Annotated in this window: 15 protein-coding genes, 5 tRNA genes and 1 pseudogene; 14 read left to right on the forward strand and 7 right to left on the reverse strand. The window is 41.2% G+C overall.

Annotated features, from left to right (window positions below):
* Positions 1-15: 15 nt before the first annotated feature.
* The 3 genes from ACMVDV_RS07570 to ACMVDV_RS07580 all read left to right on the forward strand — a co-directional run bounded on the left by ACMVDV_RS07570 (position 16) and on the right by ACMVDV_RS07580 (position 329).
* Positions 16-90: transfer RNA gene (locus ACMVDV_RS07570), tRNA-Gln, on the forward strand.
* Positions 91-130: 40 nt separating this feature from the next.
* Positions 131-215: transfer RNA gene (locus ACMVDV_RS07575), tRNA-Leu, on the forward strand.
* 39 nt (positions 216-254) lie between these two features.
* Positions 255-329, forward strand: a tRNA-Gln gene (locus ACMVDV_RS07580).
* A 119-nt stretch (positions 330-448) separates the two neighbouring features.
* Here ACMVDV_RS07580 and ACMVDV_RS07585 read toward each other — a convergent pair.
* Complete coding sequence (locus ACMVDV_RS07585; protein ID WP_416157712.1) at positions 449-1,696, reverse strand: FAD-dependent oxidoreductase; 1,248 nt, start codon at positions 1,694-1,696, stop codon at positions 449-451.
* A gap of 175 nt (positions 1,697-1,871) precedes the next feature.
* On the opposite strand from ACMVDV_RS07585, the gene miaB reads away from it, so the two are divergent.
* Genes miaB through lnt form a run of 5 tightly spaced genes read left to right on the forward strand, consistent with a single transcriptional unit; the run spans position 1,872 to position 7,346 of the window.
* Positions 1,872-3,317, forward strand: coding sequence for a tRNA (N6-isopentenyl adenosine(37)-C2)-methylthiotransferase MiaB (gene miaB / locus ACMVDV_RS07590; RefSeq protein WP_304185895.1), 1,446 nt, complete (start codon positions 1,872-1,874; stop codon positions 3,315-3,317).
* A 51-nt stretch (positions 3,318-3,368) separates the two neighbouring features.
* Positions 3,369-4,430 carry a PhoH family protein gene (locus tag ACMVDV_RS07595; protein WP_416157713.1) on the forward strand — a complete coding sequence of 354 codons (1,062 nt, stop codon included), beginning with the start codon at positions 3,369-3,371 and terminating at the stop codon, positions 4,428-4,430.
* Between the two features lie 4 nt (positions 4,431-4,434).
* Positions 4,435-4,893 carry an rRNA maturation RNase YbeY gene (gene ybeY, locus ACMVDV_RS07600; RefSeq protein ID WP_064668080.1) on the forward strand — a complete coding sequence of 153 codons (459 nt, stop codon included), beginning with the start codon at positions 4,435-4,437 and terminating at the stop codon, positions 4,891-4,893.
* Positions 4,894-4,915: 22 nt separating this feature from the next.
* Positions 4,916-5,797: a CNNM family magnesium/cobalt transport protein CorC gene (gene corC, locus ACMVDV_RS07605; RefSeq protein ID WP_304185892.1), complete on the forward strand. Its 882-nt coding sequence runs from the start codon at positions 4,916-4,918 to the stop codon at positions 5,795-5,797.
* The gene (gene lnt / locus ACMVDV_RS07610; protein WP_416157714.1) at positions 5,778-7,346 is read left to right on the forward strand and encodes an apolipoprotein N-acyltransferase; all 1,569 of its coding nucleotides are present in this window, start codon (positions 5,778-5,780) and stop codon (positions 7,344-7,346) included. Before corC ends, lnt begins: the two co-directional genes overlap by 20 nt.
* Positions 7,347-7,400: 54 nt before the next feature.
* Here lnt and ACMVDV_RS07615 read toward each other — a convergent pair whose 3' ends face one another.
* The gene (locus tag ACMVDV_RS07615; protein ID WP_416157715.1) at positions 7,401-8,306 is read right to left on the reverse strand and encodes a hypothetical protein; all 906 of its coding nucleotides are present in this window, start codon (positions 8,304-8,306) and stop codon (positions 7,401-7,403) included.
* A 279-nt stretch (positions 8,307-8,585) separates the two neighbouring features.
* Positions 8,586-8,810 (reverse strand): DUF6429 family protein, encoded by a 225-nt coding sequence (locus ACMVDV_RS07620; protein WP_416157716.1) that lies wholly within the window; start codon positions 8,808-8,810, stop codon positions 8,586-8,588.
* Positions 8,811-9,055: 245 nt separating this feature from the next.
* Here ACMVDV_RS07620 and ACMVDV_RS07625 point away from each other — a divergent pair, with 245 nt between their 5' ends.
* Entirely contained in the window at positions 9,056-9,295 is a 240-nt protein-coding gene (locus ACMVDV_RS07625) for an RNA recognition motif domain-containing protein (RefSeq protein ID WP_304185888.1), read from the forward strand.
* A 139-nt stretch (positions 9,296-9,434) separates the two neighbouring features.
* On the forward strand, positions 9,435-11,060 hold the full coding sequence (locus ACMVDV_RS07630) for a M28 family metallopeptidase (protein ID WP_416157717.1): 1,626 nt from the start codon (positions 9,435-9,437) through the stop codon (positions 11,058-11,060).
* Between the two features lie 99 nt (positions 11,061-11,159).
* On the opposite strand, the gene ACMVDV_RS07635 is transcribed toward ACMVDV_RS07630, so the two are convergent.
* The 3 genes from ACMVDV_RS07635 to ACMVDV_RS07645 all read right to left on the reverse strand — a co-directional run bounded on the left by ACMVDV_RS07635 (position 11,160) and on the right by ACMVDV_RS07645 (position 13,311).
* Positions 11,160-12,107 carry a general glycosylation pathway protein gene (locus tag ACMVDV_RS07635; protein WP_304185885.1) on the reverse strand — a complete coding sequence of 316 codons (948 nt, stop codon included), beginning with the start codon at positions 12,105-12,107 and terminating at the stop codon, positions 11,160-11,162.
* A gap of 220 nt (positions 12,108-12,327) precedes the next feature.
* Entirely contained in the window at positions 12,328-12,630 is a 303-nt protein-coding gene (locus ACMVDV_RS07640; protein ID WP_304185884.1) for a DUF6172 family protein, read from the reverse strand.
* A 159-nt stretch (positions 12,631-12,789) separates the two neighbouring features.
* A complete protein-coding gene (locus ACMVDV_RS07645) occupies positions 12,790-13,311 on the reverse strand; it encodes a VC2046/SO_2500 family protein (protein ID WP_416157718.1) in 522 nt (173 codons plus the stop codon).
* 112 nt (positions 13,312-13,423) lie between these two features.
* On the opposite strand from ACMVDV_RS07645, the gene ACMVDV_RS07650 reads away from it, so the two are divergent.
* The 3 genes and pseudogenes from ACMVDV_RS07650 to ACMVDV_RS07660 form a co-directional block, all read left to right on the forward strand.
* Positions 13,424-13,508 (forward strand) — tRNA-Tyr (locus tag ACMVDV_RS07650).
* 48 nt (positions 13,509-13,556) lie between these two features.
* Positions 13,557-13,641, forward strand: a tRNA-Tyr gene (locus ACMVDV_RS07655).
* 95 nt (positions 13,642-13,736) lie between these two features.
* Positions 13,737-13,877: pseudogene (locus ACMVDV_RS07660) on the forward strand (hypothetical protein); the annotation flags it as partial.
* On the opposite strand, the gene ACMVDV_RS07665 reads toward ACMVDV_RS07660, so the two are convergent.
* Positions 13,836-14,537 (reverse strand): M48 family metallopeptidase, encoded by a 702-nt coding sequence (locus ACMVDV_RS07665; RefSeq protein WP_304185881.1) that lies wholly within the window; start codon positions 14,535-14,537, stop codon positions 13,836-13,838. The pseudogene ACMVDV_RS07660 and the gene ACMVDV_RS07665 sit on opposite strands and share 42 nt — an antisense overlap.
* A gap of 116 nt (positions 14,538-14,653) precedes the next feature.
* Between ACMVDV_RS07665 and ACMVDV_RS07670 the strand changes: the two genes are divergently transcribed.
* Positions 14,654-15,634 (forward strand): ion channel, encoded by a 981-nt coding sequence (locus tag ACMVDV_RS07670; RefSeq protein WP_416157719.1) that lies wholly within the window; start codon positions 14,654-14,656, stop codon positions 15,632-15,634.
* Positions 15,635-15,857: the final 223 nt, after the last annotated feature.

The following is a 15,857-nucleotide window of genomic DNA, read 5'->3' on the forward strand; positions in this document are numbered from 1 at the left end:
CAACTAATTCTTTGTTGGGATATCGCCAAGCGGTAAGGCACCAGGTTTTGATCCTGGCATTCCCAGGTTCAAATCCTGGTATCCCAGCCAACTTCTTCTACCAAAGAAATGTTGTTAAAGAATGAGAACTGCGGGAGTGGCGGAATTGGTAGACGCGCTGGATTTAGGTTCCAGTAACTTCGGTTGTGAGAGTTCAAGTCTCTCCTTCCGCACCATGTTCTTAATTAGAACTAAAACTCATCCAAATTTAGCGTTGGGATATCGCCAAGCGGTAAGGCACCAGGTTTTGATCCTGGCATTCCCAGGTTCAAATCCTGGTATCCCAGCCAACTTTCTAAAAATACCCTATCTTTAATCTTTAATCTTTAATCTTTAATCTTTAATCTTTAATCTTTAATCAAATATTATTTGAGTGAGCTTTCACTCACTCCAGTGATGCAAAAGAGCTTTATCCTACTTCACCACTAATCGCATATTTTAAAACCCAGTTTTTTACCGGTCCGGTGGTATTCGCTATCTTTAAAAAACGACTGCGCGCCCATTGTAATGGGGTTAGTTGATTAGAAAAGCCAAAATAACAGGCATCCATCATACTCATCATTAATAGGTTCGCTTTACGGCGAGTGCACTCATATTGCTTAAGATGTTGTGCAGCACCTATGTCGTCTACATTTTTTAATATATCAGCAAGCGCTACAACATCTTGAAAACCTAAGTTAACGCCCTGCCCTGCAAGCGGATTAATAGTATGCGCAGCATCGCCTACAAGGACAATACGTCCTTGTGAGTATCGGTTAGCATGTTGACGTGCCAAAGGGAAAACCGCGTGCTCAATAACCTCAAAATCACCCGCTAATGGGGGGAAGTTATCCAGTACTTGCTGCTTTAATTCTGTAGGGGCTAATTTTTTTAAGCTTTGTAATTTACAGCCATCGTCATACCAAATTAAATTAGCATAAGGTGCTTGCATAGGTAAAAATGCAACGGGGCCGGTGGGCTTAAATTGCTGCCACGTTTTTATCTGTTGTGGGGCATCGAGTTTAATAAGCACGCCCATACAATGTTGGCCATACTGCCAGCCAGTAACACCAATACCTGCTTTTTGGCGTAACATTGATTGTCCACCATCAGCAGCAACGACTAAGTCAGCACAAAACTGTTGCTCGGCGTAATGTAAAGTAATTTGTTGAGCATGATGTTCAATCGCGGATAACGGTTGGCTAATCTCAAGCACTTCAATATCGTGCGCTGCAAACTGCTGCCAGAGACTTGCTTGAATTAAGTTATTTTCGATTAAATGACCTAAATGAGTGGTGTCTATATCATGGCAATCAAATAGTAAGTTATCACCGGCTCGTTCGAATGCTTCAAGCTGTTGGTAAGGCGCGTGCCGGTGTGCTCGCAAAGTAGCCATGGCACCGAGTTGGTCTAATAAATTTTCTGAAAAGCGATTAATTGCCGATACGCGAATATCAACTTTGTCACTAGCAAGTACCTCAGCGGCATTAATTACGCGCTGTTCAATCACCGTTACTTGGCATCCTTGTTTTGCGAGCTTCACTGCGGTAGCTGCACCAACCATGCCACCGCCAACAACAATAACCTTGTTTTTCATCATTTTTACGTCACTAATTTGGCTATTTTCAGTGCGTTTGATTGTACCGTACTTCTGTTTGCAAGTACGAGTGCGTTTCATCTTAATCTACGATAAAAGGCGCTTTGTTTGACTTCAATTCACAAACATAAAAACTATACTTGGATCTAAGCGGGTATCCAGCTAAAATACGCGTCCTTTAAGTAAGCGAACGTGCGCTTATCATGTTTAGCGCACAACCGTGCCACTACCGAATTGAAAACGAGGCTATATTTCAATGAGTAAAAAGCTGCATATTAAAACCTGGGGTTGTCAGATGAATGAATACGACTCTCAGAAAATGGCTGATCTTCTCGATGCAACCAACGGCTACCAGTTAACTGATGAAGCTGGGGATGCAGATGTAATCCTACTCAATACCTGTTCAATTCGCGAAAAAGCGCAGGAAAAAGTATTCCATCAACTAGGCCGTTGGAAATTACTCAAAGACGACAAACCCGATCTGATCATCGGTGTTGGTGGCTGTGTTGCCTCACAAGAAGGTGATTCAATTCGCCAACGCGCACCATTTGTTGACGTTATTTTTGGCCCGCAAACATTGCACCGCTTACCTGAAATGATCAAACAAGTCCAAGGTAATAAAGGCAGCTCTGTGGTTGATATTTCATTCCCAGAGATTGAAAAGTTTGACCGTTTACCAGAGCCAAAAGCCGATGGCCCGTCTGCATTCGTTTCAATCATGGAAGGCTGCTCTAAATACTGCACATTCTGCGTCGTACCCTATACCCGTGGTGAAGAAGTAAGCCGCCCACTTGATGATGTATTATTAGAGATTGCTCAACTAGCTGAGCAAGGTGTACGCGAAGTAAACTTACTGGGTCAAAACGTGAATGCCTATCGCGGTGAAACACATGACGGTGAAATTTGTTACTTCTCAGATCTAATTCGTTATGTTGCAGCCATTGATGGTATTGACCGTATTCGTTATACCACTTCGCACCCAGTAGAATTTACACCAGACATCATTGACGTATACGCCGACGTGCCTGAACTTGTGGATCACTTACATTTACCAGTACAAAGTGGTTCAGACCGCATTCTTAACTTAATGAAACGTGGCCATACTGCTATTGAGTACAAGTCAACGATTCGTAAGTTACGTAAAATTCGCCCTAATTTAAGTATGTCGTCAGATTTCATCATTGGTTTCCCTGGCGAAAGCGCTGCTGATTTTGAAGCGACGATGAACCTTATCAATGATATTGGTTTTGATATGAGCTTTAGCTTTATTTATAGTGCACGCCCAGGTACACCAGCGGCTGATTTGCCTGATGATGTCAGCGAGCAAGAAAAGAAAGAGCGTTTATACCTGTTGCAAAATCGTATTACCCAAATGGCACAACAGATCAGCCGTCAAATGTTTGATACTGAGCAGCGTATTTTAGTTGAAGGTCCATCGAAGAAAAATCCGATGGAATTACGTGGCCGTACCGAAAACAACCGCGTTGTTAACTTTATTGGCCCGCACACTGTGATCGGTCAGTTTGTTGATGTACGTATCACTGAAGCACTACCAAACTCTTTACGTGGTGACTTAATTCGTACAGAATCCCAAATGAACTTACGCCGCGCTGTTGCCCCTGCTGAGATTTTAAGTAAAGCAGCAAAGCCAGAGCCGCAAGCAACCCCAGATGAATTGGGTGTTGCGACTTTCGTTCCGTAGGCGAAATTTACTGTGCCAGCCTTGGCTGGCACATCAAAACAGGAAGCAATTTTGAGTAATCAATTAAAAAAATTAGAGATTTATTTAGAACCCTCCGACAACAAACGCCTTTCATCTTTATGTGGCCCGTTTGACGAAAATATCAAACATATTGAACGCCGCTTAGGTGTTGAAATAATTCATCGCGATAACTACTTTAAAATCACCGGAAAAACCACCAGCGCCTTTGCCGCGATGGAAATTCTTAAAGACTTATATGTCGAAACTCAGCCGGTGCGTGGTGTCATCACAGAAATTGATGCGAATACCGTGCATCTGGCCATTAGCGAATCAAATGCATTAGAGCAAGATGAGCTGAACGAGTATGGCAAAGAAGTGATGATCAAAACTCGTCGTGGTGTAATTAAACCGCGTAACGATAACCAAGGTCATTATGTGTCGAATATCTTTCGTCACGATATCACCTTTGGGATTGGCCCTGCTGGCACCGGTAAAACCTACCTTGCTGTTGCCGCTGCTGTTGATGCATTGGAACGCCAAGAAATTCGCCGTATTCTATTGACCCGCCCCGCTGTTGAAGCCGGTGAAAAACTCGGTTTTTTACCGGGTGATTTAAGTCAAAAAATCGACCCATACCTGCGCCCATTGTACGATGCCTTATTTGAAATGCTCGGCTTTGAAAAAGTCGAAAAGCTGATGGAACAAAATGTCATTGAAGTTGCGCCACTTGCGTTTATGCGTGGTCGCACACTTAACGACGCCTTTATTATTTTAGATGAAAGCCAAAATACCACGGTTGAGCAAATGAAAATGTTCTTAACCCGGATTGGCTTTAATTCAAAAGCCGTGATCACCGGGGATATCACACAGGTTGATTTACCCCGTGGTGCACGCTCAGGGCTTCGTCACGCCATTGAAGTGCTTAGCGATGTAGACGAAATAAGCTTTAACTTTTTCCAATCTCAAGACGTGGTACGCCACCCTGTGGTAGCCCGTATTGTTGAAGCATACGAACGTAACGACGAAGCCGAGCGACAAAAACGCGCCGAAAAGCAGCGCGCTAAAGATTTGCTCGCTAATCAAGAGCAGCCACAACCTGCGACTAAAGAGTAATACCGTGAACACTGAATTAGATTTACAAATAGCCTGTGAGTTTGACAACTTACCTAGCCTAGAGCAATTTGCACTATGGGCTAACAAAGCGCTGAGTCAATACCGTGATGAGTCAGAGTTGAGTATCGTGATTGCAGATGAAGAGCAAAGCCAACAACTCAATAATGACTACCGTGGTAAAAATAAACCAACTAACGTGTTGTCGTTTGAATTTGAAGCGCCAGCAGGGATAGAACTGCCTTTGGTGGGCGATTTAGTGATATGTCCAGCCATTGTATTAGCTGAGTCAATAGAGCAAGAAAAGTCATTTCATGACCACTTTGCCCATATGGTGATCCATGGATGCTTGCATTTACTTGGATTTGACCATATAAAGGATGAAGATGCTAAAGAGATGGAAAGCATTGAAAAGCAATTGCTTGCCGAATTAGGCATAGCAGACCCATATCGGGACGATATTTAAATTTACGGAGCAAATAGACGCAATGAGCGACGATAACTCGCAGACTAGCCAGGGTTCTTCTGGCAAGACCTGGTTGGGTAGAATTACCCAAATGTTGCAAGGGGAACCCCAGAATAGAGAAGAGCTGGCTGAAGTAATTGCCGATGCGCAAGTTCGGGATGTTATAGATCCTGAAACCAAAGAGATGATCGAAGGTGTGCTCGGTGTGTCAGAGTTAAAAGTGCGAGACATTATGATCCCGCGCTCACAAATGATCACACTCGAAGTTGACGCACCGCTGGAAGAAGTCATTCCAATGATGGTCGATTCAACGCATTCACGGTTTCCTGTGGTATGTGAAGATAAAGACCACATAGAAGGCATTTTACTAGCAAAAGATCTATTACCACTTATTCTAAACAAAGATGATCTTCTGCCATCATTACGTGATTACTTGCGCCCAGCGGTTGTTGTGCCAGAAAGTAAGCGTGTGGATACGCTACTGAATGAGTTTCGCCAACAGCGTTACCATATGGCGTTAGTAATTGACGAATACGGCGGTGTCTCAGGTTTAGTAACCATAGAAGATATTCTTGAGCTCATCGTCGGTGAAATTGAAGATGAACACGACGAAGAAGAGCAACTAGATATTCGTCAACTTGCAAAGCATGTGTTTGTTGTTCAAGCCCTTACTCCTGTTGATGATTTTAACGAATATTTTAAAACGGGCTACAGCACACAAGACGCTGACACCATCGGCGGCACTGTGTTACATGCCTTTGGGCATATGCCAAGTCGTGGTGAGCTTATTGAGATTGATGGCTTTCAATTTAAAGTAACTAATGCCGATAATCGTCGATTATTGCAATTACAAGTTACCGTGCCAAAGGCTGATGATAACGACAGTGAAGACACTTCTGACTAACTGCCTGCATTTAGCAAAAGATAAAAAAGCATGGCTCGCACTGGTTGCGGGCCTTCTTTTAACTTTAAGCTATGCTCCTTTTGAGATTTGGCCCCTCACTTTTGCCTGCTTAGCACTGGCCATCTACACCACTCAGGCTGGCAAACCTGAGCTACAGTACGGTAAAACAGCCAGTCAGCGCGCCGCTAAATATGGCTTTATTTTTGGCCTTGGTTGGTTTGGCGCAGGCATCAGTTGGGTGCATGTCTCCATTGCCACCTTCGGTGGCATGCCATTAATCGCCTCAGTACTGCTAATGGTGTTGTTGTGTGCTTATTTAGCAATCTATCCCGCTTTAGCCTTTATGTTTGCCACACGCTTTGCCAGCGGCCCTAATAGCTATGGCTTATTATTACTTTGTGGCTTTGCAGTCACCGAGTACCTACGCGGTGTGATCATGACCGGCTTCCCATGGTTAAGCTTTGGTTATACTCAAACCGATAGCCCACTTAATCAACTCGCCCCAGTGATTGGTGAGTTTGGCTTAACCTTAGTATGTATCGCTATTGGTTTTGCGCTCTATCGCCTGCTGTTTACTCGAGACTTTAAAGCCACAGTAGCCAGTGTGCTTAGTCTCGCTTTACTCTTTGCTATTACTCACTATACGCGCAGTAACAGCTACAGTGATAAAACCATTAGCACTTTACTAGTACAAGGTAATATCAAACAGCATCTGCGCTTTGAACCTAGTGAGTTTTGGACCACCATGAGTAAATATCAAGATATGACTCGCCCGCACTGGGATGCAGATCTAATCGTTTGGCCAGAAGCCGCAGTGCCTGAAATTGAAGCACTTGCAGACAGTTTTTTAGCAGGCTTAGACAGCGCAGCCTCATTTAACAACACCGCCCTTATTACCGGTATTGTTGACTACCAGCGCGACACTAAAACTATTTTCAACACCTTAATTGTGGTTGGTAATAAAGAACGCGGTGACGAACATGGCCATTATCAATACCTAGGCAAAAACCGTTATCAAAAACACCAATTACTGCCGATTGGTGAGTTTGTGCCGTTTGAAGACTTATTGCGCCCTATCGCTCCCTTATTTGATTTACCTATGTCATCGTTTTCTCGCGGCGACCAAGTGCAAAATAACTTACGTGCTAATGGCTTAAATATCTTACCGGCCATTTGCTACGAAATCGCGTTTGCTGATTTAGTGCGTGGTAATTACCACAATGATTCGGATATTTTATTTACTGTAAGTAATGATGCCTGGTTTGGTGCTTCCCACGGCCCTCACCAGCACATGCAAATAGCCCGTATGCGCGCCCTTGAGTTACAACGCCCGCTTATTCGGGTGACTAATAACGGTATCAGCGGCGTATACGACCCAATCAGCCAAATCCAAGTCAGCATGCCTCAGTTTGAAGCTGACACCTTGAAAGTAAACGTCAAGCTCATTCAAGGCGATAGCATTTATAGCCAATATGGTAATTTGCCCGTGTGGATTGTCGTGGTGTTGATGGGGGGGGTAATCCGATTTTATAATAAACGAGTAGTTTAAACAACCCGATCAATCAAATGACAGAGTAACTTAAAAGTTACTCTGTCAAGCCAATTAGCATTGGTAGGTATACACGACTCTATCACCTATAACTTCCGTTTTAATCACAGAGCAACCGCCGCCACCGCCACCGCCAAAAGGAATGATATATGATTCAAACTTAGTTTTCTCTTGAGGACCCTCAGCAGCACCAGAGAAATTAAATTGTCGACCATTTACGTCAGCACGAGTAAGGGGAATTGAGTTATTAAACCCGTCTCGTCCACCTAATATATCAAAAGACTTCGTTACTAATTTTAAAGTTACACTGATAAATCCATTAGGAACTTCACCTAAATCATCACTGTAGAAGTCTATTTGAATATAAACATCTAGTTTATTCATATTGGGAAACTTAATAGTTTTCATAGTCTGCGATAGAATTTGTGTTAAACCATTCGTTGAACCACGAAAATAAAAATCATAAATATCATTTCTAATGGAACTATTAGTCATAAAATCATAGGGGCTCCCCTTGACCTCAATAACTTTTCCAACTGCATAGTTATCAGTTGAATTGCTTGAAGAAGTAGCGCTTAAATTATTTTTACTAACAACTGAATCAGATAACAACATACTTTTATTCGCAGCAAGAGTTACAACACGCACTAACTCTTTACGATACTGATAAAGCAAATCCAAATCATAAAGTTCATTACTATTCAAAGATGCCTTATATACATTTATCAACGGTTCACCAAAACGATCTTCAGAGTAAAACGTATCAAATTTTTGTGCTGTTTCATTTTTTATATCGACAACAACAATAGATCTAGTGTTATAAGTTGCACTCAATTTTGCGACTCTTTCTTGCTTACTTTGGGGACAATCGTTACAAATAACAACATCTGATTGACCAAACACAGTTATAGAAAAAACGATAGTAAATAAGGACAAAAATACATATTTAATTTTCTTCATATTTAAATTCCATTTAAAAATTAACAATGAAAAAGGTAACAAAAAAAAACAATTTATCCACAAAACTTTAAAATACAATTCAGATTATGAAGTTAAATATAATTCGAATAAGAGATTCATACCATTGCTAGAGCGGCATATAGTTTAAAAATAAGGCAGCTAAGTTCATGCTAATATGCAAAAAGGCTTATGCAATTGGAGGAGTCCATATAAGCGATTTTACATCGCGACAGCCTGTATATATTAGACTCTAAAGTGTGTTACCCAGATTAACAGCAACTATTTCGTAAACAACTTCTCAAATAATAGCTCTGCTTGCTTTAAACCCTCTTCAGTGAGTCCAACTGACTTAGCTTTGCCGATGGGGTTGTCGATTAAGCCTTTGTCGTGTAATCGATTGGTAATGTCCCAATCAATTTGTTTCCAAGCACGGCAATGGTCGTGCAAGGTTAAATACATCAGTGCTAATGCTGCTTCGTCTATTTTATCTGTGTCTATTTGCATGTGCTTATCCATAACGTATTAAAAATTTTAATTTTGTCATCATTTAAAAGATAACAGCTATTTATCTGCCCACAGCAGCTTTTTACACCTGCGCTTAATTGATTACTGGCCGCACTTAAAAAATAAGTGCGGTGCTCATATCCATCTTTGTTACGCTTTATTTCACTGGTTTGTAATTAATCATTAGGTCATACCAAGATTCCTTGAGACAATCACCACAGTCATTTTTTTAAATAGAGTTCATTATGAAACTATTAGTCAGAAATTTAGCCCGTACCACCAGCGAACATGATATTCGCACATTATTTAGCGTTCACGGTAAAGTTACTAATTGTAATTTAGTATTAGACAAAGAAACGGGCCAATCAAAAGGCTTCGCGTTTGTTGAAATGCCAGATGATGCTGAAGCAAAAATAGCAATCACCGCATTAAATCAAACCAGTGTTGATAAAAGTAAGATACGCGTGAAATTAGCCGACGCTTAATACTGATAGTTTAATAACTATTACGCTTGTAAAAACCAGCTTTTAAGCTGGTTTTTTTGTATCTGCTATTCAGTCCTACTCTTGGTTTTTAATAAGTGGTAGGGTATCAATCTGATAGTAAATAACTAAAAGATAGCAAATGACAACAACACTTTCCAAGGTATTAACTGCAACAGCATTACTCGCCTTGTTTGGCTGCTCAGAGCCGGCGCCAAAAAATAAAAGCCAACTAATCGAGAGTCAACCAGCGGTCGATCTTAAAAACGTCCATCAACTGATTGAAACGTTAGCATCTGATGAATTTTTAGGCCGCGGGCCTTTAACTGAAGGTGAAACTTTAACCATTAATTACCTTGCCGATAAATATCAGCAGCTAGGGTTAACTGGGGCCTACAAAGGTGAATTTTTACAGCCAGTTACCATGGCAAAGCTGACTCCAGATCAAAACATGACATTAAAAGTTGGCGATTTAAGCTTTACTGCAGGAAGTGATTTTACCGCCCGCACCCAACAAATTAATGAAACAATTAATGTCAGCGACTCAGAGGTGGTATTCGTCGGTTATGGTATAAATGCCCCTGAATACAATTGGAATGACTTTGCAGATATCGATGTAACAGGTAAAACCATCGTGGTGTTAGTCAATGATCCTGGTTTTGCAACCCAAGACCAAAACCTATTTACCGGTAATGCGATGACCTATTATGGCCGCTGGACTTATAAATATGAAGAAGGCGCGCGTCAAGGTGCAAAAGCGGTATTCATAGTCCATGAAACTGCCCCTGCAGCTTATCCTTGGAGCGTGGTTGAAAGCTCCAATACCGGCAGTAAATATACCCTTATTGATGATGAAAAAAATATCTCTGACATTCCGGTGATGGGCTGGATAGACGAGCAAGCTGCTAATGACATTTTTGCCCAAGCAGGGCTTGATTATCAAACAGAAAAGGCCAAAGCCCTGAGCCCAGACTTCAAAGCAACGCCCCTAAACGCTAAAGCAAATTTGACACTTAACAGTGAGATTTCACAAGCCCAATCACATAATGTGGTGGCGCAGCTAACTGGCAGCGAGCAGCCAGACGAGTATATTGTTATTGGCGCGCATTGGGATCATTTTGGCACAAAGCAAACGAATGAAGCTGTAAAAATATATAACGGCGCAGTTGATAACGCCTCAGGCAGTGCTGCAACGGTTGAAATTGCGCGAATTCTTAGCAAAATACATCAGCAAACCCCATTTAAACGCTCAATCATTTTTGCCAACTTCACCGCAGAAGAAACCGGCTTAATAGGGTCACAGCAATTTGCCACTGGTGACATAGTGCCAACCAAGCAAATGGTTGCACTACTAAACATCGATGGTATGAACGTACTAGATGGCGTTGATTACATTCTGCAGTACGGTAAAGGGATGTCAGAAATGGAAAACTACCTTGCTGATGCCGCCAAAGCACAAGGGCGCCATGTTAAAATGGACCCACGTCCGCAAAATGGCCTATTTTTCCGCTCAGATCACTTTTCCTTAGCAAAACAAGGCGTACCAAGCTTATTATTTATGAGTTTAGGTGATACGGATCCCGATTATATTGCACACAAATACCATAAAGAAACTGATGACTACTCACCGCAATGGTCATTAGGCGGGGTTAAACAAGATATCGAGCTAATTGTTGATATAGCCACAAAACTGGCAAATAACGGTGATTGGCCTGCTTGGCAAGCTGATTCAGACTTTAAGAAAAAGCGCCAACAAGAACGCCCATAAACACCTCATCAAAATAATAATGGCTTGAATCTTCAAGCCATTATTTTATTACTTAACCTGAACTCTGGTTAAGAGCTTTACTATCCAAAGTTCAGGTTACTACTTACCCGTTTTCTTATACCGCTGCGTGCTCAATAACAAAGTCTCCGCTTTGGCGCCTAAATACACATAAATCGCCAACGCAATGAGCAATCCGACTACTGCCAACATCATATAAATAGCGGGTAATAAATACTGCGATTGGCCAAGCGCTGCTTTAAACATAGTCAGTAAAGCTTCGATAGATACCGCAATCAAAATAGTAGAAATAAACCGCGTGATCGTGCGCCGTGTAGAGCTGTGCCTAAAGATGTCTTTATGCATCAAAATCTCTTCTTCGAGAATGGTTTTACCCAAGTCAAAAATAGCCAATGCTAAGGTTATAAAAATAATAATACTAAAAGGCTCAAGCGGATCTTCTGCTAACGACGTTTTAAATAACAAACTGTAAATATCGCCAAATACCCGATAAAGTAAAAATAACACCAAGCAGAATAAGCAGCTAACAATAATGCCATAGCCGGCTTTGAAAAATGGCGTCATCGCCGCACGGGTGCGGTCCCCCATAATAAACTCAATTAATTGCGTCAAGCATACATCAATCACTAAATAAGCTTGCTCACCATGGGACGCATTGAGCGCTTTAATTGCCGATATACATAAATGGTTAGTGGCAATCGAAATATAAGGGGCAGTAAAACGGGTCTGAGATTGCTGTTGAATATCTTGAAAATAAGGCCGTTCACTTAAATCTTGCGCGTCACCACGATTATTTAAGGTTTTCATATATTGGCGCTTAAAACAGACATTGTTGCCCAGCTGCACACCGTTTTTATCTAAACAATACTGCAGCTCCAAAAATGGATATTGGGTTACTAAATGCCGGTTATCTTGCTGCTTTTTAACACCATCGGCAAGACTTGCTAAAATTGAATCGAGTAATTCATGGATCACTGGTTGATATTCTTGATAACGCTCAACACTACTGATGTAACTCATTCTGGCCATAATCGGAACTCCTAACGACATTGTTAGGATCCAAAGCAATTACAGCACCAAGTTTATTTTTAGTTAAAAATCAATAAATTAAAGTTATTTTCATTATATGATTGTTGCTCTCGCACCGAGACAGTGCAGCACTTGCCTACTTTGGATAGCATTGCAAACAATAACTTAGGGCACAAAAAAATGGGCTATTTAGCCCATTTTTTCATCAAATCAATTACTTTTAAACTTCATCATCTAAGTCTTGCACTTGACGTTGTGCTGGACGAGCAATGATTTCAACATAGAAAGACTCTAAGCCTTGCTTTTCAATTTCGCTAATTGAGTTACTGATTTCAGCTACATGCACTACTTGCGCATCTTCAGCTGTATTGCCAAATTTACAATCAAATGCCCAGTAATCAGCATCAATTGGCAATGTTTTGTTACGCTCTCTTTTCAAATACTTTTTTACTTCATGCTTTGCAGCATCTACCATGCGAGGGTATTTGATTTTCTCATGATTCAGCGTGAATGTTTTCTTCATTACGTTCCTAATTACCTTGATTTAATGATGATGGCATAAATACCAAATAAATTGGCAACGCCATTTGCAGCCATTATAGCAATTGCATTTAGTTTTTGGATGCTTTTTTTACAGTAAAGCAAATAAAACCGTTTTGCTGATAATAACGTTAGCCTAACATCACGCTCGTGCTAGGTGCAAGGGTTGATGAAGGTCGGCATTATTCAGACTATCGTAAAATGCAGCGGCATCCATTTGTGGGTGATCTAATTGAGTTTCTTTATTTAAATGGCGTTTACGCACGACGGGTTCGCAATTATCGATCACAATTAGTGGAATATGGTTTTTATCATCGCGGATCACTAATGGTTCAGGTATAAGGCATGCACGCAAGCGAATATCAGCCATACCTCCTTGCTGTAAACGTTGTGCATTATATTGTCCAATCAGCATATCAAATTGTGCAGGTGCCAATGCTTGTTCGGGGCCTGCCCCTAACTGTTCACGTAATTGCGCGTCATTTTGTGTCGCGGCATGAGCATCAAATGGGGTCTTAGGTAAATGAAACTGACTAAAATCGAGCGCATCATGGGAAAGCATTGCTAATAACAATGCAAACTCACCACGGCGTGATTCACTCACACTTTTAGCAAGACGATTGTTAAGTTGACTCTCTGTGATTAACAAATCATCGATTTGCATAGACTTTAGCCGATTAAAGTAGGGAATAGATATTTATCGGCTTTATTTGATATTTCTTTAGCTTTTTTCTTTACTTAAATACTCACTTTGCTATTATCAGCGCCGTTGCATTGGAGGGGTTCCCGAGCGGCCAAAGGGATCAGACTGTAAATCTGACGGCTCAGCCTTCGCTGGTTCGAATCCAGCTCCCTCCACCACTTTTCTATCGCTCAGTTAAGTGGGGCCAAATGTAACAAAATTAGTGTGGAGGGGTTCCCGAGCGGCCAAAGGGATCAGACTGTAAATCTGACGGCTCAGCCTTCGCTGGTTCGAATCCAGCTCCCTCCACCACTTTTCTTGCAAACTTTACTCTTTCTAACTTTACTCTTTCTAACTTTACTCTTTCTAACTTTACTCTTTCTAACTTTACTCTTTCTAACTTTACTCTTTCTAACTTTACTCTCGCTAACTTTACTCTCGCTAACTTTACTCTCGCTAACTTTACTCTCGCTAACTTTACTCTCGCTAACTTTACTCTCGCTAACTCATTCAAACACCCAAGACAAACTCGCACCGTGCTGCTTTAGCCACTTTGTTGCTTGCTTATACTCAGGGTAAAATTCGCTGACCCGCTGCCAAAACGCCGCACTATGATTTAAATACTTCAAGTGGGCAAGTTCATGCACTATGACATAATCGATAATCGTGTGTGGCGCACTGGCTAATAACAAATTAAAAGTCAGCTCCCGTTGTCGATTACAACTACCCCAACGACGTTTATAAATATGAATACGGATGCTGCTTGGTAACGCCTCCGCCATTTTTATACAATACTCGTGCACTCGCATTTCTATATAACTTTCTAGTTGCTCATGTAAAAACTCTTCAAGCAAGCTTTGATACATAGCTTGCTGGTGTTTAACTCGCCCAGACAAGTTTAACTGCACAATAGGTTGCGGCTGATTTTTAACTCGCCGCCATTCACAGCGCGAACTGGTTCCATACCTCAGCATCATTGGCTGAGCAAAAACAAGAATGCAATTATCTTTTAAAGGATATTGGCGTGTATCAAGTAGCTGACTTTGTTTATGAATTTGCGCCGTTATCCAGTCAGTTTTACTCAGTAACCAGCCTTCAAGTTCCTGTTTAGCAACCCCGACTGGCGCATAAACTGTCACACTTTGCTGTTGCACTTTGATAGCCACGGTTTTACGGCGGCGACTACGCTTTATTGTATATTCAAACAAACCTAACTCTTGCAACTGGCCAGCAGTTATTAAACTAATTAATAGGTTGCTATCTTACCCTGCAAAATAACTGCTAATCTATAACTAAGTAGAATTAAATAAAGCGACGTCAAAAAATGCCTGACAAGCCTTGTTGTAGTTATACTTCCCCTGATGGTCATCATTGCCAAGAAACTGACATGGGCTCAGGCTTTTGCTTTTGGCATGACGGAAAATTTGATAAGTCAGGTTTAGATCTAACCCAAAAACTAGAACGCTATGCAAAAAAAGGGGGATTGTTGCAGGGGCTGCAATTACAACGCGCCAACCTCACTGGGCTTAATTTAATAAACCAAGATGACGAAGAAGGCTTTGATTTATCCTACAGTAATTTTTATCGTGCAACGTTAACCCATGCCCATCTATTTAATAATAAAATAGCCCACAGCTCACTGATGAAAGCCACTTTACACAATGCAAGTCTGCACTACTGTAACCTACAAGACACTAACCTGTTGGGTATCAAGCTCAACAATACTCGCATTGATAACATTGACTTAGGCAGCGAATTATTACAAGAAAAACAAGCCAAAGCAGCACTACACAAAAAAGATAAAACCGCAGCGCTTGACTTATTTGAACAATCCGAAGAAATATTTCGTAATTTACGTAAAGCATCTGAACAACAAGGCTTATTTGAGCTGGCGGGTAAGTTTACTTATAAAGAACTCCGGATGCGCCACGCACAATACCCGCGAGGCTCAAAAAAACAATTAGCATCTAGCTTTATTGATATGTTATGTGGCTACGGCGAAAAACCTGAAAACGTGATCCGTTTTAGTCTGTCATTAATCGTCTGTTGTGCCCTGTGCTATTTTGTTTTTGGGGTGATGGGTGCTGGGGGTTTAATGCAGCTAAATACCGCAGCATCATTCAGTGATAATTTATCAGCGCTGTTAAATAGTTTTTATTTTAGCGTGGTTACATTCACGACCTTAGGGTATGGTGATATTACGCCGGTAGGATTTTCGCGCTTTATTGCCGCCATCGAAGCATTTTGTGGCAGCTTTTCCCTCGCGCTATTCGTGGTGGTGTTTGTAAAGCGTATGACGCGCTAATTATTCCACCTTTCAGTAGATAAATTAATAAATAGTTCGAATAACTAGCCACTATAAAATTAGTTATAACTAGTGCTATCATTATAACTAATAAAACTTAGCAACTTGATTGGAAAAATTTAGCTTTGTTAACTTTTGTAGCTAAATGTGTAAATGGACCATAGACATCTCGCTTAAGAATTAATTATTTGTATTAACCACAATTTCAGACAATCTAAATTAC

Origin of the sequence: Pseudoalteromonas sp. ASV78, assembly GCF_047806705.1 — a bacterium.
Lineage (GTDB): Bacteria > Pseudomonadota > Gammaproteobacteria > Enterobacterales > Alteromonadaceae > Pseudoalteromonas > Pseudoalteromonas prydzensis_A.